At 61.4% G+C, this 24706-nt stretch carries 16 protein-coding genes; 3 read left to right on the top strand and 13 right to left on the bottom strand.

The annotated features are described in order from the left end of the window. Positions 1–297: 297 nt before the first annotated feature. Both NKH43_RS01555 and NKH43_RS01550 read right to left on the bottom strand, forming a co-directional pair. Positions 298–978, bottom strand: a complete 681-nt coding sequence (locus tag NKH43_RS01555) for a redoxin domain-containing protein (protein ID WP_023716514.1) — start codon at positions 976–978, stop codon at positions 298–300. A gap of 19 nt (positions 979–997) precedes the next feature. Continuing rightward, entirely contained in the window at positions 998–4297 is a 3300-nt protein-coding gene (locus NKH43_RS01550) for an ATP-binding protein (RefSeq protein WP_352856251.1), read from the bottom strand. A gap of 699 nt (positions 4298–4996) precedes the next feature. On the opposite strand from NKH43_RS01550, the gene NKH43_RS01545 reads away from it, so the two are divergent. Continuing rightward, positions 4997–6091 (top strand): branched-chain amino acid ABC transporter substrate-binding protein, encoded by a 1095-nt coding sequence (locus NKH43_RS01545; RefSeq protein WP_352856249.1) that lies wholly within the window; start codon positions 4997–4999, stop codon positions 6089–6091. Positions 6092–6172: 81 nt separating this feature from the next. After that, positions 6173–8644 carry an adenylate/guanylate cyclase domain-containing protein gene (locus tag NKH43_RS01540; RefSeq protein ID WP_352856335.1) on the top strand — a complete coding sequence of 824 codons (2472 nt, stop codon included), beginning with the start codon at positions 6173–6175 and terminating at the stop codon, positions 8642–8644. 549 nt (positions 8645–9193) lie between these two features. Here the strand turns inward: NKH43_RS01540 and NKH43_RS01535 are convergent. The 3 genes from NKH43_RS01535 to NKH43_RS01525 form a co-directional block, all read right to left on the bottom strand. Further along, entirely contained in the window at positions 9194–10579 is a 1386-nt protein-coding gene (locus tag NKH43_RS01535; RefSeq protein ID WP_352856247.1) for a hypothetical protein, read from the bottom strand. A 208-nt stretch (positions 10580–10787) separates the two neighbouring features. Then, positions 10788–11312 (bottom strand): GNAT family N-acetyltransferase, encoded by a 525-nt coding sequence (locus NKH43_RS01530; protein ID WP_023716519.1) that lies wholly within the window; start codon positions 11310–11312, stop codon positions 10788–10790. 74 nt (positions 11313–11386) lie between these two features. After that, positions 11387–12211, bottom strand: coding sequence for a hypothetical protein (locus NKH43_RS01525; protein WP_352856245.1), 825 nt, complete (start codon positions 12209–12211; stop codon positions 11387–11389). A 204-nt stretch (positions 12212–12415) separates the two neighbouring features. On the opposite strand from NKH43_RS01525, the gene NKH43_RS01520 reads away from it, so the two are divergent. Continuing rightward, positions 12416–13831, top strand: a complete 1416-nt coding sequence (locus NKH43_RS01520; protein WP_352856243.1) for an adenylate/guanylate cyclase domain-containing protein — start codon at positions 12416–12418, stop codon at positions 13829–13831. Between the two features lie 52 nt (positions 13832–13883). Here NKH43_RS01520 and NKH43_RS01515 read toward each other — a convergent pair whose 3' ends face one another. From NKH43_RS01515 to NKH43_RS01480, 8 genes are all read right to left on the bottom strand, one after another. Then, entirely contained in the window at positions 13884–14363 is a 480-nt protein-coding gene (locus NKH43_RS01515; RefSeq protein WP_023716521.1) for a class I SAM-dependent methyltransferase, read from the bottom strand. Positions 14364–14539: 176 nt separating this feature from the next. Then, positions 14540–15721: an ABC transporter permease gene (locus tag NKH43_RS01510; protein ID WP_352856241.1), complete on the bottom strand. Its 1182-nt coding sequence runs from the start codon at positions 15719–15721 to the stop codon at positions 14540–14542. After that, complete coding sequence (locus NKH43_RS01505) at positions 15718–16716, bottom strand: ABC transporter permease (RefSeq protein ID WP_023716523.1); 999 nt, start codon at positions 16714–16716, stop codon at positions 15718–15720. Before NKH43_RS01505 ends, NKH43_RS01510 begins: the two co-directional genes overlap by 4 nt. 2 nt (positions 16717–16718) lie before the next feature. After that, positions 16719–18617 carry an ABC transporter substrate-binding protein gene (locus NKH43_RS01500; protein ID WP_352856239.1) on the bottom strand — a complete coding sequence of 633 codons (1899 nt, stop codon included), beginning with the start codon at positions 18615–18617 and terminating at the stop codon, positions 16719–16721. Then, on the bottom strand, positions 18614–20509 hold the full coding sequence (locus NKH43_RS01495; RefSeq protein WP_352856237.1) for an ABC transporter ATP-binding protein: 1896 nt from the start codon (positions 20507–20509) through the stop codon (positions 18614–18616). Before NKH43_RS01495 ends, NKH43_RS01500 begins: the two co-directional genes overlap by 4 nt. A gap of 164 nt (positions 20510–20673) precedes the next feature. Next, positions 20674–22014: an adenylate/guanylate cyclase domain-containing protein gene (locus NKH43_RS01490; protein ID WP_352856235.1), complete on the bottom strand. Its 1341-nt coding sequence runs from the start codon at positions 22012–22014 to the stop codon at positions 20674–20676. A gap of 51 nt (positions 22015–22065) precedes the next feature. Then, positions 22066–23409: a nucleotide sugar dehydrogenase gene (locus tag NKH43_RS01485; RefSeq protein ID WP_031193288.1), complete on the bottom strand. Its 1344-nt coding sequence runs from the start codon at positions 23407–23409 to the stop codon at positions 22066–22068. 106 nt (positions 23410–23515) lie between these two features. Beyond that, complete coding sequence (locus NKH43_RS01480) at positions 23516–24676, bottom strand: DUF3095 domain-containing protein (protein ID WP_352856333.1); 1161 nt, start codon at positions 24674–24676, stop codon at positions 23516–23518. Positions 24677–24706: the final 30 nt, after the last annotated feature.

Genomic DNA, 24706 nt, shown 5'->3' with positions numbered 1-24706 from the left:
GCTTGTCAGTGTCATCATTCCCGCTCACAATGCGCAAGATACAATCGACGAGACGCTCCGCAGCTGCGCGCTCTTTCGAGATTGTTGTTGTTGACGACAGCGTTCTGACGGTTGGAAGGGGTGCTGTCGCAGCCACCCCACGATACAGGAGCCATCCACAGAGGACATCGCTAGTCCAGAGGCGACAGAAAGCATTGCCAGGACCGTACATTCTGGCTCGTCGAGGCCAATGTTAGATTTGTAACAAATTGGTTCCGCTTTTGTTCAGTGCCGCGCCCGTTTACCTCGTTCGCAAGTCTATTGGGCCACTTGGGACACGGCTGACATCAGCTCCTGCGGGCTTGGCGCCCCAAACATGTATCGCCCGCCCTCTGGAACCTCCGTGAAGCTCCAGCGGACGATCCCCTGCCGATCCAGTAGGAACTGACCGACCAGTTGTCCGTGTCCCGTTGCCATCATCTGCTCGTCGGCTTCGGTCAGTTCGTAATGGTCCCTCTTATTAAGGATTTCGCTGGCCGCAATGGGGTCCATAGGACCGGGCAACTCGCCTGGTATATCGACCCGCATATCCTTTGCCGCTGCCATCGAGACCTTGTACGGCCAGTTCGTCTCGTTTTGGGTGAATTCGAGATTGGGCAGTCCAAAAGCACGATGTGAAGCGCGTTCAGGGTCGGAGGCCGCAAGCAGATTCGGCATCGGATGGTAGCGGAAATAGAGACGCGCCCGTTCGATTGGCGTGTTGACCACCGTCAGGCTCTCCACGCCCTTTTCGCGCAGCTCCGGATCAAGCCGCGCCTGGGCGGCGATATGGCGCCGGCAAAACGCACAATGCAGACCTCGAAACAGGCCGACCAGCACCGGCTTTTGGCCGCGAAAGTCGTCAAGCGCGATCTTGCCTTCCTGGGTAATGGCGTCGAGTATCAAGTTCGGCGCACGGTCGCCCGGTTGAAGCGGTACCAAGTCACTACGCGCGGACATTTTCCACCTCCAACCCCGGCTAGTCGAGAAAAGGCAGCACCACAAGCGCTTCCGGGTCGAGCCCGTGCTGGGCGCATATACCCTGCGCCAGGGAAAAGTAGCGTTCGGCCTCGGCCAGATTGTCGAGGTCGAGATTAAGCGTTGCAAGACCATCATAGCACGGAAACAGCAGTTGGGGTTCGCCCGTTTCGCGGGCTACGTCCAGTGCTTCGTGGAACAAGCCAACCGCCAGCTCCGGACGCCCGTTGCACTGGTGGATCTGCCCAAGCACGATCAACGGCACCGGCAGGTGCTCGCGCTGGTCGAGCGCCCGGTCGATCTCGATGGCCTTCTCGGCAGCAGGTACGCCCTCCGTTGGACAGCGATCCGTGAAAGTACAACAAGCGACCGCCAGATTGGCGAGGAGGCGCGCCTGGAAACCCAAATCACCAATATGGCGCGCCACTTCAAGACCGCGCCGACAGACCTCCATCGCGTGCGCCGGATCGATGGTCGTGTAAAGCACGCCGAGATTGGTGTAGCCGCGGCAGGCCGCGCCCAGTAGACCGGCGGCTTCGGCCAATTCAATGCTATGCTCAACCTGACGCACGGCCTCACGGTTTCGCCCAAGGCGAGCCAGCGCAACAGCCTTGGTATTGAGTGCCTCGGCGGTCACAAGGGTGGCATCACGCCCTACCTCGGAGACATGCTCCGTTGTCAGAGTGCGTACGCAATCCAGCGCCGCGTCTGCCCATTTTGCCGCGAGAGCGTGATCTCCGCTACGGAACGCCTGTCGGCCACGTTCTTGCCAGAGATGCGCCTGCTCGATCGGGGCATCCGCTCCATCGAGGAGCGCTGCCGCTTCAGCATAGCGGGATTCTGCGTCGTCCCGCTTGCCGACGTCCCAGAGCAGCCGACCGATCTTGCGTAAAACTCGCGCCGACGCGACGCGATTGGCCGACTCGCGGTATACCTGCAACACCGTTTCGTAATGGTGGTGCGCGATCTCGCGGCGGCCTGCCGGGCCGCTCAAATCGGCAATGCGCTCTGCAATTGCCAGTTTGAGCGGTGTTTGCCCGATCGCGCCCAACGCAGTCAGTGCTCGCTCGTAGAAACGAAGGGCGTCGTCGTTGGCGTATATCATGCGAGCGCGATCGCCCGCCGCCTGCAGGTAATGCGCGCCCTTCTCCCGCTCGGCGCTCTGTGCGAAATGATGACCGAGCACGGTCAAATCCTCGAGCCGCTCCGGCTTGTCGCCGAACAGTTGCTCCAAGGCAGCTCCGACCCGCCCGTGGATGTCGGTCCGCCGTTGCAGGAGTAGATTCTGGTAGATCACGTCCTGCAGCAATGTTTGCGTAAAGCGGTAGCTTTGCGACGAGACCGAGCCTGATCCGGCAACTTCCTCGATGATTTCCGCATCGCAAAGCAGTTCGCAGCCGGCTTCGAGCCGGCCGGGGTCGGTTGTCACAGTTTTCAGAAGTGTGGCATCGAAGCGCGGGCCGATTACCGCGGCCTCCTGGGCCAACCGGCGCACCTCTTGGGGCAGCCGGTCGACGCGGGCAAGCAACATTGCCTGGATAGTGGCGGGGATGCCGGTTGCGACTTCGCCTGCCACAGTCCGCCATCGCTGGCCCTCTCGCATCAGTACACCGCGATCGATAAGGCCGCGAACGATCTCCTCTAAAAAAAGGGGGTTGCCGCCCGCGCGCTCGAGAATCTGGTCGAGAAGCCCTCCTGCGGAGTTTACCCAGCTCTCGCCGAAAAGCGCCGCCAGCAGGCTGCGTCCGTCATCACTGCTGAGCGGCGGAAGCCTGAGCGCTGTGTGACTGACCCGACTTGAGTCGAGCTGGTCGTTATCCGGCGCCGGACGATGCGTGACCAGCAACATCAACCGCGTGCGCTCCAACCTGTCCATCACGAAACGTAGTGCCTCAAGCGACACGGCGTCGGCCCAGTGCAGGTCTTCGACGACAATCAACAGCGGCGACAACGCAAGCCGCCGTTCGATGATTGTGCGGACTGCGTAGAGAATTTGCCGCCGCAGCTGCTCGGGTTCGACATGCTGCAAGGTGGCATCGGGGTCGCCAAGGCCGAGCACATGGTAGAGCAAAGGCATCAGCCGCTTCGCCTCCTCGCCCTGCAGGCCGAGATCGGTAAGCAAGCCTGCGAGCTTCCCCCGCATTTCGTCCCCATTGTCGTTTTGCATCATCCCGGCAGCGCTGCGCACCACTGCGCCCAAGGCGCCAAATGATTGTTCGCCCAGCGGTGAGCACGTGGCCAGCCGCACGGCGACGTTGCGAAAACGATCCTCGTCGCCGACGCGGGCGACGAACTCCTTCACCAGCCGCGATTTCCCGATGCCGGCTTCTCCGACGAGGCGGACAAGTTGGGCCGAGCCGCTGCACGCCTGGTCAAGGCTCGCCATCATTCTACTGAGCTCCGCACCACGACCTATCATCGGGGCACTGAGGCCGAGCGCCTCGAGCCCGCGCGCTGCACGCGGCGTCGCAAGCGGTGCGTCCAGTCGATGGACGAGCACGCTGCCAGCCTTGCCGCGAAACACGACATCGCCCAGCGACTCGTAAGAGAAGGCATGCCGGGTCAGCCTGTGAGTGAGCTCGCCTACCAGCACCTCACCCGGTGCGGCCAGCGATTGCAGGCGTTGCGCCGTATTCACTGTGTCGCCGGTCACCGAATAGGATCTGGCGGTGCCGATGCCCAATCCGCCAGTAACGACCGGACCGGTGTTTATGCCGATGTGGAGTAACAGAGGCGAGCCGGAGTGGGGGGTACTTTCGCCGAGCCGCGCCGTCCGGGCGATCATGTCGAGAGCGGCGCGAAGCGCACGTTCCGGATCGTCCTCATGCGCGACCGGCGCACCGAACAAAGCGAGCAGTGCATCGCCGATGAATTTGTCGACGAAACCACCAAAGTTTCGCACGGCCGACGTCAATTCCTTGAACAGTCTGTTCTGCAGCGCTTGCATGACCTCGGGGTCGAGCTGCTCGCTGAGTGTCGTAAAGCCGCAAAGGTCGGCGAACAGGACCGTTACCGTCCGGCGATCGGCGTCAGAGACGGGATGCAGCCCTTCTTCGCTTTCGATGTCCGGAAGCAGCGACGGAGTTCGAGAAGGCGGCACAATGGTCCGGCTTGGTGTCGGAGCAGGCCGTTCGACGGCTTTTGCGGACGCACCGACGCTTGCCCCACATTTCGGACAGAACTCGAAATCAGGTGCGCAGGGGTAGCCGCAACTGGCGCATGGCACGGGCTGGCGCCTGCCACACCTCGGACAGAAGGCGTAACCGCCCTCAATCTCGAAACCGCAGCCCGAGCAGTCCATCGAACAAGACCTCACTAGAGGCCGTGACGGCGTGATCTCGCCCGCACTTCACGGCCTGGCTATTCACAAGGATGCACCGATAGCCGTCGACGGGCAAGCGGCAGCGCAAATGGGCATCGAGCGATCCGTGCGGGTCCGGTGGCAGAGCGCTACCGATTCGGGCGGCTGCGTGGCCGTCCTTTGCGTCGAAGGAGCGTTGACAGCCCTGTTCGAGGATATCAGCAAGCCATCCGCTATCGTTCTTCCCTGACCACAAGCGGACTTACTGCTTACGCCCAAAACAAGACGCTCATTGTCTGGCGCTGAGCGTCGGCAGTCGGCGCTACTTGCTCGTTCCCATCGACCCGACAAACGGCACCATTCAACCCCGTTGCGGACGCTCGTTCGCAGAAGGCGTACGGTGAAGTTTGACCCGATGCTGGGCGAATGAGAACATTCGACCCCTTTGCGGACGGTCGTTCGCAGAAGGCGTACGATGAAGTTTGACCCAGTCACGACGCTCACTCCGGTCAGTGGCAACGTCCGGATTTGGCGCGCGATTCCGACCTCAGCGAACGAAGTTATAACACGCCACTCCAGTGTACGATTGCTTCGCCAAATTGGGTGTGCGCTGCAATAGCAACCGAGATAGTCGCGCTTGCCGAAGGGGCTGTCGGCTCTGACGGGATTGGCGTAAGCTACAGTTAAGGGGGTGCACACATGCACCGCATCATCGCCATAGCGATCTTAGTTCTCGCGGCCGTGTTCAGTTCCGCGCGGGCGGAGGTGCTGATCGGCGTCTCGGCTGCGATGACGGGCCGGCTCGCCTGGATCGGCGAGCAGGGACAGCGCGGCGCGGAGATGGCAGTGGCCGACGTCAACACGGCGGGCGGCGTGCTCGGCCAGAAGGTGAGGCTCATCTCGGTCGACGACTTCTGCGATCCCGAGCAAGCTGTGGCGGCCGCCAAGAAGCTGGTGGCTGACGGGGTCGTGCTCGTCGTCGGGCATTATTGCTCCGGGGCCTCGATCCCCGCATCAAAAGTGTACGAGGAGGCGGGCGTCGTTGAGATATCCCCAGGCTCGACCAATCCGCAGCTGACCAAACAGGGCCGTGCCAATGTCTTTCGCACCATTGGCCGCGACGACGCGCAAGGTTTCGTCGCCGGCAACTACCTTGCCGATCGCTGGGGCAACAAGAAGATTGCGATCTTCCACGACAACTCGACCTATGGGAAGGGTCTCGCCGACGAGACCAGGAAGCAGCTGAACAAGCGGGGCGTGACTGAGGCCGTTTACGACGCATACCTTCCCGGGAAGGAAGACTATTCGGCCGAGGTCGCTGCGTTGCAGACCGCCGGCGTCTCCGCCTTATATGTGGGTGGGTATCATGCCGAGGTTGCGCTGATTGCTCGCGCTGCGCACGACACAGGCTACACGGTTCAGCTCATATCCGGAGACGCTTTGGCGACCGAGGAATTTGCCCTGATCGCCGGCCCCGCGGCGGAGGGGACCCTCTTCACGTTCCCGGCGGACCCGAGGCGAGGCCCCGAAGCGGCCGCGGTCGTTGAGCAGTTCCGTGCGGAGAACTTCGAACCCGCGGGCTACACGCTGTTGAGCTACTGCGCGGTCCAGGTCTGGGCTCAGGCCGTCTCGAAGGCAGGTTTGCTGGAGCCGAAGGCCGTCATTGCGGCATTGCACGAACAGGAATTCGACACCGTCATCGGCCGGGTCGATTTCGACGACAAGGGCGACCTCACGAAGCAGAGCTGGGTTTGGTACGTCTGGCGCGGCGGAGAGTACGTGCCGGTTGAATAGGGTTCGTTGATCGCCGGCGTGCCGGCTGAGACGTCTAGTCTGATGCAGACCAGTGTGGCCGAACTGTTCCGACTCGCCGAGATGCTTGAACGCCTCGGCATACGCGGCCGGCTGTTGCTCGCCTTTTTCGGGATCAGCACCCTTGCGGTGCTGGCAACCGCTGCGGCGCTTTATGCCTTCCTCCAGGTTGGCGACGTCGTCGACCGAATTACCACGGATCGAGTGCCGTCGGCGCTCGCCTCCCTCCAGCTGTCGCGCCAGGCCGAACGGGTCGCTGCCGCCGCGCCATCGGTGCTGGCAGCGACAAGCAGGGCTCAGCACAGCGAGGTCTCGGCTGCCGTCGCGCTCGAGATGTCCCGCCTCGAGGCCCTGCGCACGGACCTCCGGGATGCCACGTTGGGCATAGTGCCTTTGGCCGAGATCGAGGAAGCCGCGATTGTTCTGAGGCGCAACCTGAAGGAGCTCGACTCCCTTGTTGTCGCCCGGCTCGACGTGGTGGCCCGCAAGGAGGAGCTCCTGAACCGCCTCGCCGCGACGACGACCGGAAGCCAGCGCCTTGTCGCCACCGGCATCCTAGTGATGGATTCCAGGCTCCCGCAATGGCGGGCGGTCGCGGCCGACACGTCGCTGTCGCCCGATCGACGCGCAGCGGCGATGGCCGACCTGGTCCAGGCGATTGCGGCCTACATCCCCCAGCAGAAGGCGCAACTGGAGATCTCGGCGGTCAACGACGCCCTGGTGAAGGTCGCGAACGCGCCGACGCCGGGCGACCTGGCGTTGATCCTTTTTCCGCTACGCCGTTCGCTCACTGCTCTTGAAAAGGTTTCCACGGAGATCGACGAAAAGCTGCGGACCCGCTTCCGGCAGCGTGTCGACGAATTCAAGGGTTTGACCGACGGCGAGGACAGCATCCCCAAGGCGCGGGAGGACGAGTTTGCTGTCCTGGCACAGGGCGAAAGGCTTCTGGCCGAGAACAATCGACTGTCGCGCAATCTCACCGCTGGCGTCGATCGCCTAGTCGCCACGGCAGACCAGGAGATCGCTGCGTCAGGTCGCGAAGCCGCGCTCGTCCAGCGCTACGGCACCGCGGTTGTGCTCGGCTCCGCCTTCCTCAGCCTCCTGAGTTCGGTTCTGGTTGTCTGGCTCTATGTCGACCGCAGCCTTCTCGCCCGACTGGGGGCTGTGAGCCAGGGCATGCTCGCGATTGCGGGGGGTAACCTTCGTGCGCCGCTGCCAGCCGCGGGCCGCGACGAAATCGGGCGCATGGCCGAAGCGCTGAGACTCTTCCGGGATACTGCTGTCGAGGTCGAGGAAAAGAACCTGCGCGACGTTGCGGAAGCTCGTCAGCGGCTTGTCGATGCCATCGAAAGCATCTCCGAAGGATTCGCTCTGTACGACGGGGAGGACCGGCTCGTCCTCAGCAACAGCCGCTACCGCGAATTGCTCTACACCGGTCTGGAGACTGAACTGACGCCCGGCACGACATTCGAGCAAATCATCCGCCGATCCGCTGAGCGCGGCTACATCAGGGACGCCGAGGGGCGGCTCGAGGAGTGGGTTGCCGAGCGCCTCTCCCGGCACCGCAACCCTGGCGAACCGTGGGTGCAGCGGCGAGGGGATGGGCGATGGGTCATGATCAGCGAGCGGCGGATCAGCGCCGGCGGCACGGTCGCCGTCTATTCGGACATCACTGAGCTGAAGCAAAGGGAGGAGAACCTCGCCGAGAAATCCGTGGTTCTGGAGGCGCTTTCCAGCAAGCTGGCGAAGTATCTGGCGCCCCAAGTGTATCGCTCGATATTCACCGGCCGCCAGGAGGTCAGGATCGCCAGCCAGCGGAAGAAACTGACAATATGCTTCTCCGATATCGCCGGCTTTACCGAGACCACTGACAAAATGGAATCCGAGGATCTCACCCAACTCCTCAATCATTATCTGACGGAAATGTCGAAAATTGCTTCGGATCACGGTGCGACGATCGACAAATATGTCGGCGACGCGATCCTGATGTTTTTTGGCGATCCCGAGACGCGCGGCGTCAAGGAGGACGCGCTGGCTTGCGCGCAGATGGCACTTGCGATGCAAAAGCGGATTAGCGAGCTTGCCGAAGTCTGGCGGGACATGGGGATCGAAACACCGCTGCGCTGTCGCATCGGCATCCATACCGACTATTGCACCGTCGGTAACTTCGGCAGCGAAGACCGAATGGACTACACGATAATCGGCGGCGCCGTGAATCTCGCCTCGCGCCTGGAGCAGGAGGCGCCGCCGGGGGCCATCCTCATTTCCTACGAGACGTTTGCGCAAGTGAAGGACTCAATCGACTGTGAGGAGCTGGGGCACGTCCAGGTCAAGGGGATCGCCTATCCCGTCGCCACCTACCGCGTCATCGATCTGAAGGCCAATCTAGCCGGCGCTTGTCGCGCCGTTCGAACCGAGCTGCCGCACTTCAGGCTGGAACTTGAACCGGAGCTGATGTCCGCTGACGAGCGTGACGATGCCGCCACTGCGCTTCGAGACGCGCTGGATCGGCTTTCCCACAAGCCCGGGCAGTAGGGCTTGGTTCACAACGACCCTCCCATGGACGCAAGGAGTAGGATGTGGGACGCAGCTTATTGGCGCTGTCGATGCGAAGGCCACAGAACGGTCGCGGTCAGTCTTTGAACTCGGGCGGAACGTCCGCATCGGAGCCGAGACTTAACATTCACGGCATCACTGGCAAGGTCCGGATATGGCGCAAGTTGCCCGTTCCGGGGCGCCGCCTTAAACGGCAAAGTTTGACCCAGAGCGGCCGCTCGGCGTGACAGTGTCGAACGTCCGAAAGCATGATAGAGCAGTCATTGCCGATTTCGAACTCGCTGTGGACGGGTTCCGCAAGGCCGGTGTCGTGCAATGACAGGTGAGGCCATGTCAGGTCAGGCCTTGAACTGCAGACGGCTCTCAGGCAAGCCATATGACTGTCGAGGCGGAAGCCGTCGTCGAAATCCCAAAACGCATCAGCGTCAAAGAAGCGGCCGGACCAGACGCCAGAGGCTCACCGATAGATCGCTGTCGCTTGCAGTTGCTCACCAGAAAATCAACCTGAAATAAGGCTTGAAGTGAGGCTCAGGTCGCCTTGATCTTTGCCTGGCCGATCTTGCGCCATCTGGCGTTTTCGCGAACCAGTTTCAGGTCGTCGGTCGTCTCGGCAAATGTCCGCAATCGGTATTGCCGGAGCAGGTCCGGGAAAAGCGCTCCTTCCGGCAGCCCGGCAAGCTGCTCGCGGACCGATATCTTTTCATCGATGACCCGCATGCCCCAGGCATTTTCCCGAACCTGCAGCTCCGCGGCCAGATCGCGCTCTTCCGGCCTGTTTTCGTCTAGCACGGCCAGAAGGATCGAGTGGAAAAGTGTTACATAGCCAATCTGTCTCAGGCCCCCCACGACCCGCACGCGCGGCAATATGGCAAGGACGAGGAATGTCAGGAACAAGTTCGGCAGCAGCACGCCGTCCAGCAGCGCCTGCCTGAGATACGGCCGCTCGAACGGGATGGAAAGACCTTGCGGCCTGTCAGGCTCGATCAGGTGCCCGTTCTCGAGAACGAGCTTGCGCACGCGCTCCTCGCGGATGCCCCAGAAATAGTCCGTGGCATTGGGCAGGAATCTGCCAAACGGGCTCGATGCGGCCTCTTGCAAGGCATGTTCGAGACGCTGGCGTCTTGCGGGTTCAATGAGCAGCCTGGAAAGAAGGCTGCCGTCATGTTCTAGATGCCGTGCCATGGCAGCCGCGGCGAGCCGATCATCGATGAAAACCGGCAGGGCCATGCCGGCACGATCCCAATTGGCGACCAGATCCTCGTTGAGGGCTGTCAGCGCATCGGCGGCGGTTCCAAACACCTTGTCCTGGCTGGCAAGCAGTGTGCCCAGCCAGCGGCTGGCATCCGTTTCATCGCCCACCGCCTCAAGCGCGCGCTTGTTGAGGGAAACGGGACCGGCCACGCAGGCGCTTTTGCGGCACAGTTTGTGGCGCCCGATGCCAAACAGGTTGACCTTGTCGTCGCCGACATCGAGCCATCCCGGCCCCTCCCGGCCAATTGTCTCCATGGTCATCGTCGTTCCCATGAAGCCGAAGAAGGCCGACAGCCCGTTTTCGACCGCGCCGAGCCAGGCAAGCAGGAGGGCATCGAAGGTGATCCGGTCCATCAGAAGCAGGCAGTGCAGGCCGGACTGAATCACCGGTCTGTACTCGAACTCGTCGAGGGTCTTGCCGATCTCGTCAGGCTGCATCATCACACCAAGGCGCTGATGCAAGACTTCGCGCAGGATCGATCGGGCAGCGATCGCCGGGGCCGATGCAGGCCTTGCCACCGGCCGCCACAGATGGCGGGCGTAATCGGAAACCGGTGCATTCCAGTTCTGCTCGATGTCGCGCACGACCTCCGGGCAGAGCAGCGACAGCACAGCCAGAATTTCCACCGGAGGCGTAGGCGTTGGGTCAAGGACGGCGGTCATTGGTCCCGTCTAGCCGCTTGCGGTGCAAACGCCAAGGGAGACCAGACTTGCTGGATGCGGCCGGCCCACACATAGATCGTCAACTCGATCAAGATGGTGTGAGCCGAAATGACCGTCTCCTACGGAGTTCTCCATAAGCAACCGCCTGTTCGCCGACTCGGCACGAATTGTTAGGTTGGCTAAACAGTTAAGGCCAAACCAGCGGATCTTAAAACCGCAGGCGGGCCATGCTCAGGAGGTCGTGGTACTGCCCGTCGGTAAAGCCGGCCTTCACATGCCGGCCTTCGACCTCAAAGCCGTGGCTTTTGTAGAGACGGAGGGCGGGTTCGTTGTCGGCATAGACGGTCAATTCGACCCGCTTCAGGGCGCGCCAGTTGTCGGCTACGTCAAGCAGCGCGCCAAGTATGGCGGAGCCGATACCTTTGCCGACAAAGGCATCGTCAAGGCCGATATTGATCTCGCCGATATGCGAACGGCGCGGCGAACCCTGCACGACCAGGCTGCCATGGCCGACGACCTTGCCGTCCAGCTCGGCAACGATCCAGGTGGTTTCCTGGCCGGACTTGGCGATACGCCGCGCCACCTGCTCCACCATCTCGAAAGGCATCCTGAGCGTGCCCCAGCGGAAGCCCGGCATGTTGAAGATAGCGCAAAGCGCCTCCGCATCGCTTGGCCGGACGGACCGGAGCTGCGGCTGGATTTTCTCGGAGGGTGGCGAGGTCGTGCTGGTCATGGCGTTCCCGGCGAAGGCAATCGGCCCGGTACGATGCACCGGACGTCACCTGAAAATCCAGCCGTCTCTGCAACCTATGATGCCGATTGCGAGCTAAAATACCGGGAGGCGGCGTAGAGTTTGAAGACGCCGCTGATGCCGATCCAGCCGAAAAGGACGAGCCAGCACAATGTCCCGGTCGCCGTCCAGTCGATCCGGTGCACCGCAGCGTCGGTGATGGCGACGCCGAGGATGGCAAGCAGGCCAACCAGAAACTGCGCCAAGCCGAGCACCAGCAGTTCCTCGCGCGGCGCGCTTCTCCAGACCAGATATATACCGCCCGCACCGGCGAGGAAGATGGCGCTGTAGACCTGCGCGTGGAAGGCATCGATCGGCCATGGCCAGATGCCACTGAATGTCAGGGGAAACAGCAACAGGCCGACGCCATAGAGCCCAAGGATCGCGGATTCCGCCGGCATGTAGCCGCGCCATGCGGGATTTAAGGTCACGCCTTTTGCAGAAGGACGGGCCCTGGCCCGCCACAGGAACAGCCCGGATACCGCGACCGAAGCAAGATAGACCAAAAACCACAGCCAGGGCGCTTTGCGCTCGAAGTTGAAATAACCGAGATTGATGAACGAAGCCACCGACACGATGACGGTGAAGATGAAGGCCATGACGAGCACGAGCCTGCCGGGCGACCAGCGATTCCAGACCAGCAGCGCCGCCATCACGACCATTTCGGCGGTGTAGAAGCCACCGAGGAAGCGCGCATTGAACGGCGTGACGGCCCAAGGCCAGCCCGGTTTGACCAGAACAGGCACGAAAAACAGGCCGGCGCCTACGATCAGGACGATGATGACAACCGCAGAGAAAAGGCGCAGGGCGCCGGGAAATGGCGGGTTGTTGGATGTCGGCATGGGAGAAAATCCCAAAGATGAATGCTCCATGGACCATCATAGTGCGGCTTGCGGCCGGTGAAAATCCGCCGAATGGAAATTGGACGGTCACCAGGCTTATCCATTCGAATGGCCGTACGGTCTGTTTCGAAGTAAGATGGAGCACGCGGACCAAAGACCGGTCCGGTCAACACGCCTCGGGGCGCATTTTCCGGAGCCTGCACGATGAGCGAAGCTCAGGATCTGTTCTCACTTTTGCGACAATCGGCCGATGTCGATCCGCAGGCGATCGACGCGATCAAGCGAACCATCGCCGAGGGTGAGGACCGCGAACTTTGCCGCATCAATGCGCCAGCCTTCGCCAGCAAGCATGGCCTCGACGAGGAGCGCGCCATAAGCGCCTTTCTCCATGCGGCGCGGGTGGGCATCTTCGACATTTCCTGGAACGTTCTGTGCCCCGGCTGTGGCGGCGTGCTCGACACCAACGCCACGCTGAAAACCCTGCAGAAGGACGAATACACCTGCGGGCTGTGCTCCGAGGGCTATTCGCCGACCCTCGACGAGATGGTCGAGGTGACATTCACCGTCAGTCCGCGCGTGCGCAGGATTGCCGCCCACAATCCGCACGAACTGCCGGTGGCGGAATATTTCCGGCAGATCTACTGGGCCTCCGGCGTCGATCTGCCGGAAGAGGATTTCGCGGAAAAAATGGAAGCGTTCTCGCTGGAGGATATCGAGCTTGCGCCCGGTGAAAAGGCGGTTCTGCCCATACAGCTTCCGTCCGAATTCATCATCGTCTTCGAGCCGGTCACCCATTCAGCGCAGTTCATCGACGGGAAGGGCGAACCAACAAAGGAGCGCCGGAGCCTCTCTTTGGCCTTCGACCGCGACCATGTCCAGAACCAGACGCTGGAGATGCAACCCGGCCCGTTGCGCATTTCGCTGGAAAACAGGACCGACACCCGCGTGCTGCCGACGGTCTTCATAGCCGGCCAGGCATTGCATGATTTCCTGGGTAGACGCCGGCCCTTCCTGACCGCCAAGCGCCTGCTCACCAACCAGACATTCCGCGATCTCTATCGCACGGATACACTCGACATCAACCAGCGCCTGAAGATCACCAGCCTGACGTTCCTGTTCACCGACCTGCGCGGATCGACCGAGCTTTACGAGCGGGTGGGCGACCTTTCAGCCTTCGATCTCGTGCGCGAGCATTTCCAGGTTCTGCACGAGATCGTCACGGCGGAGGCAGGCGCGGTGGTGAAGACGATCGGTGATGCGGTGATGGCGACCTTCGCGACGCCCGATCGTGCGATTGCTGCAGCCCTCAGGATGCGCGATGCCATGCGTACGCTCAACGACAAGAGCGGGCGCGAGGATCTGCTGCTCAAGATCGGAGTCCACGCCGGCCCCTGCATCGCCGTGTCTATGAATGAGCGACAGGACTATTTCGGCCAGACGGTCAACATTGCTTCGCGGGTCCAGAACCTTGCCAACGCACAGGCGATCTTCGCCACTCGGGCGGTGGTCGACGACAATCTCACCGCCGATCTGTTGCACAGGAACGCGCTGACGCCCGTGCCCCACGAGGTCTCGCTGCGCGGCATTGACCGGGAGATAGCGGTATATACGATCCCCTGAAGACTTGGCCCCTGGAGACTTGGCCCCCGAAAATCTGGCTCGTCCCGGCCCCTCACACGCGCCTATAGATAAAATAACGATCGACGGGCACCGAAGGCGGCGGCGGGAGGCGTTGCAACTGCGGGTGATCGAGCGGCGTGCCGCTGACCGCGATGCCGCCGACGCGAAGCAGGCGCGCGGCTAGATCGGGAAGCCAGGTAGAGGTCACTGCATCGCGATCTTCATAGCCGGTGCCGATGTCGGCATGAACAAGAGCGGCGTCGATGCCAATGAACCTGCTCGCCGTCTCGCGTATTTCGCCGAGCACGAGGTTTTCAGCTTCGGGAATTGAGCTCGCGTGTGCGGCAAGTGCGCGGTCGAACGCTACGATCCGGCGTCCGGGCAGGCGCTCGCGCAGATGGTGGAACGTCCGGCCATTGCCGAGGCCGAGCTCGAGCACGGGCCCCTCCATTTTCGCCACCTCGGCGCAGACATGATCGAGTATGTCGCGCTGTGCGGTCATCCTCCGGATGAAACTGTCGAGGCGACTCATGTGCGATTGTATGTCCTGAACCAGTCCACGAAATCAACTGCCCCCGACCAGAGCGTTTCGCGACGAGTCTTGCCGCGAGTAGAGGAGAACGATGAACACTGCAACAGGCGAACAGGCTGCCGACAAGGATCATACCGGGTGGAGTCGGCGGCGCTGCGCGCGGCGGAACAGCGATCTCACTTGTAGGGGTCCGCAGCGTCCCGCAACCCGTCGCCGAGGAAGTTGAACGCCAAGATGACGAGAACGACGGGGAGCATCGGCAAAAGCAGCCATGGATAGAACGCGATCACGCTGACGCTGCGCGCCTCGGTGAGCAGGATGCCCCAGCTGGTTATCGGTGCCCTCAGGCCGAGCCCGAGGAAGCTCAGCGCCGTCTCGCCCAGGATCATGCCGGGTATGGAGATCGTCGCCGTCGCGATCAGATGCGACATGAAGCCGGGAATGAGATGCCGCCCGATAATGCGGCTGCTTCTGGCGCCCATCAATTGCGCGGCCAGAACGTAATCCTCCTCGCGCAAGGCTAGAAGCTTTGAACGCACGGCCCGCGCCAGTCCGGTCCAGTCGAGCAGCCCGAGGATTACGGTGATGCCGAAATAGATCAGGATCGGACTCCAGGTTATCGGCATGATCGCCGCCAGAGCCAGCCATAGCGGAATGCTGGGAATCGATTGCAGAACTTCGATTATCCGTTGGACGATCAGGTCGAAGATACCGCCGTGATAGCCGGCCAGTCCGCCGATGAGAATGCCGAGCAGGAAGCTGAAACTGATGCCGACGAGGCCGATTGTCAGTGAAATGCGGGCGCCATAGATGATGCGCGAGAGCACATCGCGCCCCAGCCTGTCAGTGCCGGCCAGAAAGAGCTGGCCGTTTTCGGCGGGGCAGACAAAATGCCTGTCACCTTCGATCAGGCCCCAGAACCGGTACTTATCGCCCTTGCAGAAGAAACGGATCCGCTGAACATCATCCTGTTTCTCGATGTAGTTCCGCTTGAGCGTGTCCATATCCAGCGTCATCTGGCGGCCATAGACGAACGGCCCGACGAACTCGCCGTTGTGGAACAGGTGCACCCGCTGCGGCGGCGAATAGATGTAGTCCATGTTGCGCGTGTGCAGATCGTAGGGCGCCAGGAACTCGCAGATCAGTATCCCGAAATAAAGCGCTGCCAGGAATATGCCGGATACAAGGGCAAGCCGGTGCCGACGGAATTTCCACCACATCAGCCGCAACTGCGACGCCTGAAAGACCTTCTCCTGCTCCGGCGTCATCGCCTCGACCGACTGCAGGTCAAAGGGCTCGATGGAGACGTAGTGTTGCAGTGGGGCACCCGGAGCGGGCAGCGGCGATTGCGTGTTCATTTGGTGCTGCCGCCTTGCAAACGAATTCGCGGATCAAGTAGCGCCAGCGCCAGGTCGGAAATCAGGACGCCGATGACCGTCAGGAAGGCGAGGAACATCAGGAACGACCCTGCCAGATACATGTCCTGGCTTTGCAGCGCCTTGATCAGCATCGGCCCGGTCGTTTCCAAAGACAGCACGATCGCCGTGATTTCGGCGCCGGAGATGATGGCCGGCAGGATAGAGCCGATGTCTGAAATAAAGAAATTGAGCGCCATGCGCAGCGGATATTTGACCAGCGCCCTGAAGGGATGAAGGCCTTTGGCGCGCGCGGTCACGACATATTGCTTATGCAGCTCATCGAGCAGATTGGCGCGCAGCCGCCGGATCATACTTGCCGTGCCCCCGGTGCCGATGATCAAGACCGGGATCCAGAGATGGGCGAGGATCGACTTCGCCTTGGCCCAGCTCATCGGCTCGCCGAGATATTGCTGGTCCATGAGATGGCCGATGGACGTGCCGAACCAGATGTTGGCGAAATACATCAGGATCAGCGCCAGCATGAAGTTCGGAATGGCAAGCCCGAGAAGGCCGAACAAAGTCAGGCCGTAGTCGCCCCAGCTGTATTGATGCGTGGCGGAGTACATGCCGATCGGAAAGGCTATGAGCCAGGTAAAGATGATCGTGACGAAGGAAACCAGCACGGTCAGCCACATTCGGTCCCCGACGACGTCGCGAACCGGCAGCTCATATTCGAAGGAATAGCCGAAATCGCCGTGCAGCATCCCGCCGACCCAGTAGAAGTAGCGAATGACCGGTGGCTGGTCGAAACCATATTCCTTGCGCATCATCTCGATGCGATCGGAATCCACCGCTTCGCCCTGAGCCCGAAGCTCGGCAACATAGCTGTCGAAATAGTCGCCTGGTGGAAGTTCGATGATCGTGAACACCAGTGCCGATATGACCAGCAGCGTTGGAACCATCACGGCGATGCGCCAGACAAAATATCGAAGCACGCTCAGGACTCTCCAAGCCAGAATGTATCCGGCATGTAGACACCGAAATAGGCGGTCGGGTCGTAGCCGTAGAGCGCCTTGTCAGGCAGATTGCGCAGCCGCGAGGACGCCAGAATCGGCTGATGCGTTCCGTTCACCGTGCCGATCGAAAACACCTGATCGGTATAGATCGACAGCATTGAATTCCAGATTTCGGCGCGCTCCGTGGCTTCGGTCGATGCGTTCCAGCGCTTGAGTAAAGCCATCAACTCGACCACAGGCGGAAGATCGGGCGCTTCACCGACCTTGCCATGAGACAAGTAGTGAGCACCCCAGAGCGGCCATTGCAGCTGGTCGTCGACGGTGGGGGCCAGTTGGTACGGGTTCATGTCGGCGGTCGGCACGCCATTGTCGATGCCCGACCACATCGACATCACGATCTGGCCACCAAGCGCGCGGCTGCGGAAGATGTCGCGCTGCGAAGTCCGGATGAACAGCGCGATGCCGATCTTGCGCCAGTGATCGGTGATGAGCTCGAGCGCGTCGGTTTCCAGCGTGCTTTCGCCGGCCGTTTCCACTACGAGCTGCGCCGGGCGTCCGTCGGGAAGTATCCGCAGGCCGTCATCGTCACGCGCCTGAAGCCCGACCTCGTCGAGCAGGGCATTGGCCTGGTCGGGATCATGGGCGACCCAGGCTTTCGCGAATTCCGGCCGGTAGAGCGGGCTCTCCGGCAGGACCGTATCGGCACTTTCCTGCGCCAATCCGTAGAACACAGCCAAATTGATCTCGCGCCTGTCCACAGCGAGCGAAAGTGCGCGGCGCACTCGCACGTCACGAAAAAGGCCACGCCACACCTGGTCGGCACAATTCAGATTGGGCAGCAGCGCCAGCCGCGAACCCTGTGTGCGTTTCCAGAGATGCATCTTCACCGGGTAGCGCTTCTCCGCGTCTTTCAGGAAGGAGTAATCGCTGAAGTCAATTCCCATGCATTGCAGGTCGCTCTCGCCCGCACCGGTCTTGGCGGAGATGATCGCCGACGAGCTGACATTCATGACGATCCGGTCAACATAGGGCAGTTGCCGGCCATTCTCGTCTATTCGATGAAAGAACGGGTTGCGCTCGAAGACGAATTGCTCGGCCGGCGGCTTGGTCTGGTTCTGCCAGGGATCGAGCGTCGGCAGTTCCGGGTTCTCCGGGCGATACTGCCGCGACATGCGGATATGCAGGAGCGTCCATTTCTGGGCCCGGTTCTCCTTCATTAGGCCGGCGAGCCGGAATGGATCCTGGTATTTCTTGTGGAACTGCTTGAGATAGGCGGCTGGCAGAACAAGCGATATCGGCGAAGCAGCGGCGAGCTTGGGCAGGAAGTCGGGATTGGGCGCATCCCAACTATAGCGGACCGTCGACGGATCGACGATCTCGAAGCGTGGCGGCTTGCCGTCCGCCAGCAGGGCCGGGGCGAGCCCGCCTTGCGAAAGCTCATCGTTCAGCCAGACATCTTCCCAGCAATAGCGAAAATCCTCCGGCGTCAGCAGGCTACCGTCAGACCATTTATGTCCTTCCCGTATCTTGAAAGTGAAGACACGATCATCCGCTACATCGAAACTTTCGAGAATGTCGGCTTGCAAGTTAAGCTTTTCGTCATAGCCGACCAGGCGAGCGTACCCGTAGATCGTCATCATCCGGATATCTTTCTGGCTGCCGATGATCGTGCGCAGCGTGCCGCCATACTGGCCGGGCTGCCGGCCCATCGCAGCGAGATTCAACGCGCGCGGGCGCTTGGGCAGGCGTTCGGCGAGTGCCGGCAGCGCCCTGGCCTTCAGCTGCGGCTGAAGAAATTCGGGCTCCAGATCGCCGGCGCGCAACGTGCCGGGCAGAAATGCCGAAGCCATGAGCCCAAGGACGGTGCGCCGGCTGATCAATGGCGTAGCTCGCTGACATCGGCCGAACGTCGGGCCAGCACGAGGTGGCCGCCGCCAAGATCGAGCGGCAACAGCATATCCTCGTCGCCCTCGTCGCGGAATTGCGGTCCCCATGCGCTGGTGTCGGAAGCGCCGCTGAGCTTCAGCGTCTTGAAATCCATCGGCCTGTCGAGATCGGGGAAAGGTACTGCGGCGACCAGTGAGCGCGTGTAGGGGTGGATAGGTTTCCTAAGCAGAATTTCGCGGGGCGCGAGCTCGACGATACGCCCGCCGCACATCACCGCGATGCGGTCTGCCATGTAGTCCACCACCGCCAGGTTGTGGGATATGAACAGGTAGGTCAGGCCCAGTTCCTTCTGCAGGTCCTTCAGAAGGTTCAGAATCTGCGCCTGGACAGAGACATCGAGTGCCGAAACCGGCTCGTCGCAGATCAGGAGTTCAGGTCCCAGCGCCAACGCGCGCGCGATGCCGATACGCTGACGCTGCCCGCCGGAGAAACTGTGCGGATAACGCTTTATGAAGCGCGGATCGACCCCGATTGCCTGCATCAGGCTCTTGACCGTGGCGAGTCGGGACGCGGCATTGCCACGTTGATGGATTTCCAGCGGCTCGCTCAAGATGTTCTCCACCGTCATGCGAGGTGAAAGCGACGAAACCGGATCCTGGAAGACCATCTGGATTTTTGCGCGCAGCAGGCGCAGGGCGTCTCCCTCGGCTTCCAAGACGTCGATCGGACCATCGCGGCCGTTGAAGATCACAGAGCCGCCGCTAGGGGTGACCGCCCGCATGAGGATCTTGCTGACCGTGGTTTTGCCGGAGCCGCTTTCGCCGACAAGACCCAGGCACTCACCCCGCCTGATATCGAAGCTCACGCCGTCCACGGCGCGAACAGGGGTTTGATGATCTCCGCCGAACCATCCGGACTTGCGGATCGTGAAGGTCTTTGTCAGATCCCTGACCGACAGCAGGATGTCGTCCGGCCCCTTCGATGCCAGCGCCGTCTGCTTGCCGAGCAGGTTCCCGACATTCACCGGCACCTCGCGGAGCGCCTTTAGCCTTTCGCCAGGCTTCAGGTCGAAATGCGGAACGGCTGCCATCAGGCCCTTCAGGTAAGGGTGACCTGGCCGGCGGAATATCGCCTCCACAGGTCCCGCTTCCATGATCTCGCCATGGTACATGACCACCACCTCGTCGGCGACATTGGCGACCACGCCAAGGTCGTGCGTGATCAGCAGCATCGCCATGTTCAGCTTCGTCTGAAGCTCGCGCAGCAATTGCAGGATTTGCGCCTGGATGGTGACGTCCAACGCCGTCGTCGGCTCGTCGGCGATCAACAGGGCGGGCCGGCAGATAAGCGCCATGGCGATCATTGCGCGTTGACGCAATCCTCCCGAAAGTTCAAAGGGATACATGTCATAGGCGCGCTTGGGGTTGGGAAAGCCGACAAGGCCGAGCATTTCCTTCGCCAGCGCCTTGCGCTCCACCCGAGCCATGGGCGTATGAATCTGCAGGGATTCGCTGACCTGATTGCCAATCGTGTGCAGCGGCGACAGCGATGTCATCGGCTCCTGAAATATCTTGCCGATGCGGCTGCCTCTCAACGCCCGGATTTCGGGTCCGTCACGCGGCATTTGCAGGATATCCTGCGTCGTGCCGGGCTTTTCAGGATCAGAAAACAGGATACGGCCGCGAACATGGGCTGTGTTCGGCAAAATGCCCATCACTGCCTGGCTGAGAACCGATTTTCCGGAACCGGACTCGCCCACAAGCGCGGTAACCTTGCCGGGCAGGACGCGAAGATTTGCACGCCTGACGGCATGCAACGGTCCCCCTATAATGGCAAAAGAGATGCCAACATCCTCGATCCGCAGCAGATCAACGCTCGAATTCATTCTCACACCAGCCCCACTCTGGCGGCCTGCCGGTCGGCAGGCCCAGAAAGCGAGACTAGCGCATTGCCAGCCTAGAGCAACTTGGATTCGAAACGGTCGCCAGTTCCCCGGCGGAACCGGCGACCGGACTGCATACCAAAGGCGTTCGGATCAGATCGTGACGGTTACTGGAGCTTCCTCGGGTCGCCCGTCGACAGCCGCGCGGCATCGCGATGAAGCAGCATGACCTGCTCGGCGTCCGATATTCGGTCGTAAATCGGCTCCAGCGCACCGTCTTCATCGAGTGCAAGAGCACCCGACAAATCGGGTGAAAGCACCGTCAGCTTCTGCTTGATGCCCGCCAGTTCCTCCTTGCCGAGCGTCAGCCAGTTGTTGGCGCTGCAATAGCCGGCGAAATCTTCGCTGGCGAGAACGCTGTGCGAATATTTCTTGGTCAGGGTCTGAAGGCGCTGGACCTCGTTTACAGCCGAGCCGAAGACAGAGAATGTGAGCCGGTCGGAAAGCCCGACATTGCCGAACATCACATTGCCGACATGCAGGCCGATGCCGAATTTAATGTCGCCCAACCGCTGCTCCTTTCTGCGCAGATTGAGATCCATCATGCGCGCGGTGGCCTTGTGCGCTGCCGCAAGGGCAGCCCGGCAGGCGATCTCGGACTGCGCACGGTGCCTTTCGCAAGGGTAGACAGCAATGAAGCCATCCCCCAGGAAACTCATGATCTGCCCGCCTCTGCGATTGAAAGGTGCAGCAATGGCATCGAAAAACTGGTTCAGCGTATCGATATAGATTTCGCGGCCGGAGGTTTCGGCAAGCCTTGTCGACCCGCGCATATCGGCCATGACCAGTGCAGCCCGGATTGTGTCGCCCTCGCCGCGCTTGATCTGGCCGTCCAGCACCCGCCTGCCGGCGTCGCCGCCGAGATAAGTGGTCATCATGTTGTCAGCGAGCTTGGTGAGCACCGCCATCTTGGTTGCGATAGCGAGATGGTTCTGGATCCGCAGCAGCGCCGAAATCATGTTGTCACTGAAGCCTGCAGCACTGTCGGTGGACCAAGACCCGATCATGCCCTGACTGGTGTTGCCGCTGAAGGGATGGACGAAAGCCATGTAATCGGTGACGCCCATAAGCTTGAGGTCATCGAAAACAGGAAATTCAGACGGCACCGACGGGTCGAGCCGGCGCCGCAGATGGTCGAGTTTGTGGCTGAGCAGATGGTAGTATGGGCTGGTCAGGAATCTGTCGGAAGGAACGCCGTCGTCATGACGGAAGCCTTCTACTTCCAAGCCCTGGCCGCGGAGCCAGGTGAAGCCAAGCGCGTCATAAAGCGGATGAAGCATCGAAAAGCTCAAATGCACCCGCCTCAACGGCAGGCCGGCAGCAGCCAGCCGTTCACAAAAGCCCTTTACCAATGTTTCCAGGTCGTCGCCCGCCAGCGCCGATTGGGTCAGCCAATCGGCAACCTTATCCATGAGAATGGCAGAAATTTCTGCTTGCGCTGTGCTCATGCTATCTCGAAATCTCCTTGATCCGCCACAAATTCGCCGGCTCGGACGCTGTCAGGCCTTCACCACCGTCTCTCGGGTTAGCCCGAGGCGGCCAAAAACATTGCGTGTGTCGACGATCAGAAGAGCGTGATCCGCGATCGCCTGATAGTCAATCGCGTCGTGGTCGGTTGCAACGACGACAGCATCGAAATCCTTCAAGGCCGCCTCGGTCAATTCGACCGAGCGACGCCCCTTGATCGCCATATGCTCCCGTGTGGTCGGGATCTCCGTAACATGCGGATCGTGGAATTCCGCCTTGCCGCCCCATTCCTCGATGAGTTCAATGAGCCGCAATGAGGGGCTTTCGCGGATGTCGGGCACATTCTTCTTATAGGCGAGCCCGATGATGAGAATGCGCGAGCGGCTGAGCGCCTTGCCGCAGCGCCGGTCCAGCGCCTTCGCCAGTTCATCGACCACATGACGCGGCATCGCCGTGTTGATCTCTGCCGCCAGCTCGATGAAGCGGGTCGGCAGTTCATATTCGCGCGCCTTCCACGTCAGGTAGAAGGGATCGATCGGAACGCAGTGGCCGCCAAGTCCGGGGCCGGGATAGAAAGGCATGTAGCCGAAGGGCTTGCTCTTTGCCGCCTCGATCACCTCCCAGATGTCTATGCCCATCGCACCGAGCACGACCTTCAACTCGTTGACCAGGGCTATGTTGACCGAGCGGAAGATGTTTTCCGTCAGCTTGACCGCCTCGGCGGTCGCCGTGGTGGAAACCGGAACAACGGTCTTGACCACGCCCTGGTAGAAAGCCTGAACGAGTGTCGCCGCTTCAATGCCGTCGCCTGCCACGATCTTGGGGATCGTCGCGACTTCAAAGCTTCGGTTGCCGGGATCCTCGCGTTCGGGCGAGAAGCCGAGGAAGAAATCTATCTTCGACCGCAAGCCGGTTTCTTCCAGTATGGGCTTGATCACGTCGTCGGTGGTGCCGGGATAGGTGGTCGATTCCAGCACGATCAGCTGGCCGAGACGCAGATGCTTCGCGATGGTGCCTGCCGTGTTCCTGACAAAGGAGAGGTCCGGCTCACGGTTTTTCGTCAGCGGTGTCGGAACGCAGATGATGATGACATCGCAGACGGCCAGTTCAGCAAAATCCGCAGTGGCGCGGAACCGTCCGCTCGCCACCTGGCCGGCAAGGGCTGTCGAGGTCACCGCCTCGATATAGGATTGGCCGTTGTTCAGGCTCTCGACCTTCTGGGCTTCGACGTCGAAGCCGGAAACCGGGAAGCCGGCGCGTGCGATCGCAACCGCCAGCGGCAGCCCGACATACCCCAGTCCGATCACGCCGACTTGCGCGGCGCGCGTCGAAATCCGGTTCAGAAGACGGTCATATGTCGATCGTGAGGCGTCCAAAAATCTGCTTTCCCTTAATTCGGACAGACCGTCCGCTTCCATGGCGAGGCTCACTTGGTCCCAAGAACCCCGAGGCATATTGCGGAAAATCGATGTCCGCAAGCTGTCAGACCGGCACCTTCGCCTTCAGGCTTGCTGCAGCCATCGCATAGCCGCCGGCGGCGCCATCGATGAAATGAACGTGATCGCGCTGCAGCGGCGAGGCGACGAGGCATGTCATCAAGGCCGATTTCTGGCGGTGCAGGCCATAGTTGCAGATGCCCGCCTCTTCCGCCTGTTTCAGCCGGTTCTCGATCCGTTGCAACACATCCGCGTCAACGTCGATGGTCATCTTCAAGCCGTCGTCGAACTTCCGGAAATCCGAATTGCTGGCCACGTCGCGTTTGTAGATCTTCGGATCGAATTTGCCGATCGTCCAGCCATATCTATCGGTAACAGCCGTAAGCGTCATCAGGAACACTATCCACAGCTTCGACAGCCATCGCCGTCCTGCCGGCGCCGTGGCGCGCGCCTCGATATCGAGGCCGGCGGGCAGCAAACTGTAGTCCGGTCCGTTCACCGGCACCGGGTGGCCATCGCGTTCCTGCCTGCCGGCAAGGGCGATGATGTCGGAAACCAGAAACTGAAAATCGCGCACGTCGCGCGACGCCCCCGGTATGGCTATGATCGAGACGATTTCGCCATGCCGGGCTTCGATCGGGTTCCAGCGGCACGAGAGGCCGGTCAGATCCGGCCGCGCGCCGGCCGGCGCAGGATCGATGCGGTAGCGCCCCGCTTTCATCTCGGCTTCCGCCCAACTGCCGCCACCGCCGGCGAACATGGCATAGAAGACCGCTTCGGAGGCCTGGAACCTCGCCACGCGAACGTCGAGGCCTTGCGCTCTGATATCCTTTATCGGCACGATTGCGGCACGCAAGGTCAGGTCGAGTTCGTCCGCCACCCATCTCTGGACAGCCGCCAGCGCGTTGCGGGTGATCTCCAGCGCCGAGCCGGGAAATGCCACGAGCGCGCCGTCGCCGCCGAAGACAAAGGGAAGATCTTGCCGACCCAGCGCATTGAGCAGCGCCGAAATGACGCTGGCACCGGCCATATTGACGGTTTTATAGCGCCCAGCCCCGATCGCCTTGGTCGAGCCGACGATGTCGGCGGTGGCCAGCGCCCAGCCATCGGGGAGAGGCCGATAGTTATCGATCTCGGCAACGCTTTCGAACTTTGCGAAGACCGGCAGGGAAGCGACAAACGGATCGGACGCGGCAGCTGTTTCCATGAGCATCAGATAGCACATTCCACTGCTTGA

Source organism: Mesorhizobium sp. M1163 (genome assembly GCF_040318415.1).
GTDB lineage: Bacteria > Pseudomonadota > Alphaproteobacteria > Rhizobiales > Rhizobiaceae > Mesorhizobium.
This window is presented reverse-complemented; position numbering and strand designations above follow the sequence as displayed.

What these genes read in the sequence shown, in the direction of transcription:
- NKH43_RS01555 (WP_023716514.1), bottom strand. Translation starts at nt 978, where the DNA reads ATGTCCGCGCGTAGTGACTTGGTACCGCTTCAACCGGGCGACCGTGCG.
- NKH43_RS01550 (WP_352856251.1), bottom strand. Translation starts at nt 4,297, where the DNA reads ATGGACTGCTCGGGCTGCGGTTTCGAGATTGAGGGCGGTTACGCCTTC.
- NKH43_RS01545 (WP_352856249.1), top strand. Translation starts at nt 4,997, where the DNA reads ATGCACCGCATCATCGCCATAGCGATCTTAGTTCTCGCGGCCGTGTTC.
- NKH43_RS01540 (WP_352856335.1), top strand. Translation starts at nt 6,173, where the DNA reads ATGCTTGAACGCCTCGGCATACGCGGCCGGCTGTTGCTCGCCTTTTTC.
- NKH43_RS01535 (WP_352856247.1), bottom strand. Translation starts at nt 10,579, where the DNA reads ATGACCGCCGTCCTTGACCCAACGCCTACGCCTCCGGTGGAAATTCTG.
- NKH43_RS01530 (WP_023716519.1), bottom strand. Translation starts at nt 11,312, where the DNA reads ATGACCAGCACGACCTCGCCACCCTCCGAGAAAATCCAGCCGCAGCTC.
- NKH43_RS01525 (WP_352856245.1), bottom strand. Translation starts at nt 12,211, where the DNA reads ATGCCGACATCCAACAACCCGCCATTTCCCGGCGCCCTGCGCCTTTTC.
- NKH43_RS01520 (WP_352856243.1), top strand. Translation starts at nt 12,416, where the DNA reads ATGAGCGAAGCTCAGGATCTGTTCTCACTTTTGCGACAATCGGCCGAT.
- NKH43_RS01515 (WP_023716521.1), bottom strand. Translation starts at nt 14,363, where the DNA reads ATGAGTCGCCTCGACAGTTTCATCCGGAGGATGACCGCACAGCGCGAC.
- NKH43_RS01510 (WP_352856241.1), bottom strand. Translation starts at nt 15,721, where the DNA reads ATGAACACGCAATCGCCGCTGCCCGCTCCGGGTGCCCCACTGCAACAC.
- NKH43_RS01495 (WP_352856237.1), bottom strand. Translation starts at nt 20,509, where the DNA reads ATGAATTCGAGCGTTGATCTGCTGCGGATCGAGGATGTTGGCATCTCT.
- NKH43_RS01490 (WP_352856235.1), bottom strand. Translation starts at nt 22,014, where the DNA reads ATGAGCACAGCGCAAGCAGAAATTTCTGCCATTCTCATGGATAAGGTT.
- NKH43_RS01480 (WP_352856333.1), bottom strand. Translation starts at nt 24,676, where the DNA reads ATGGAAACAGCTGCCGCGTCCGATCCGTTTGTCGCTTCCCTGCCGGTC.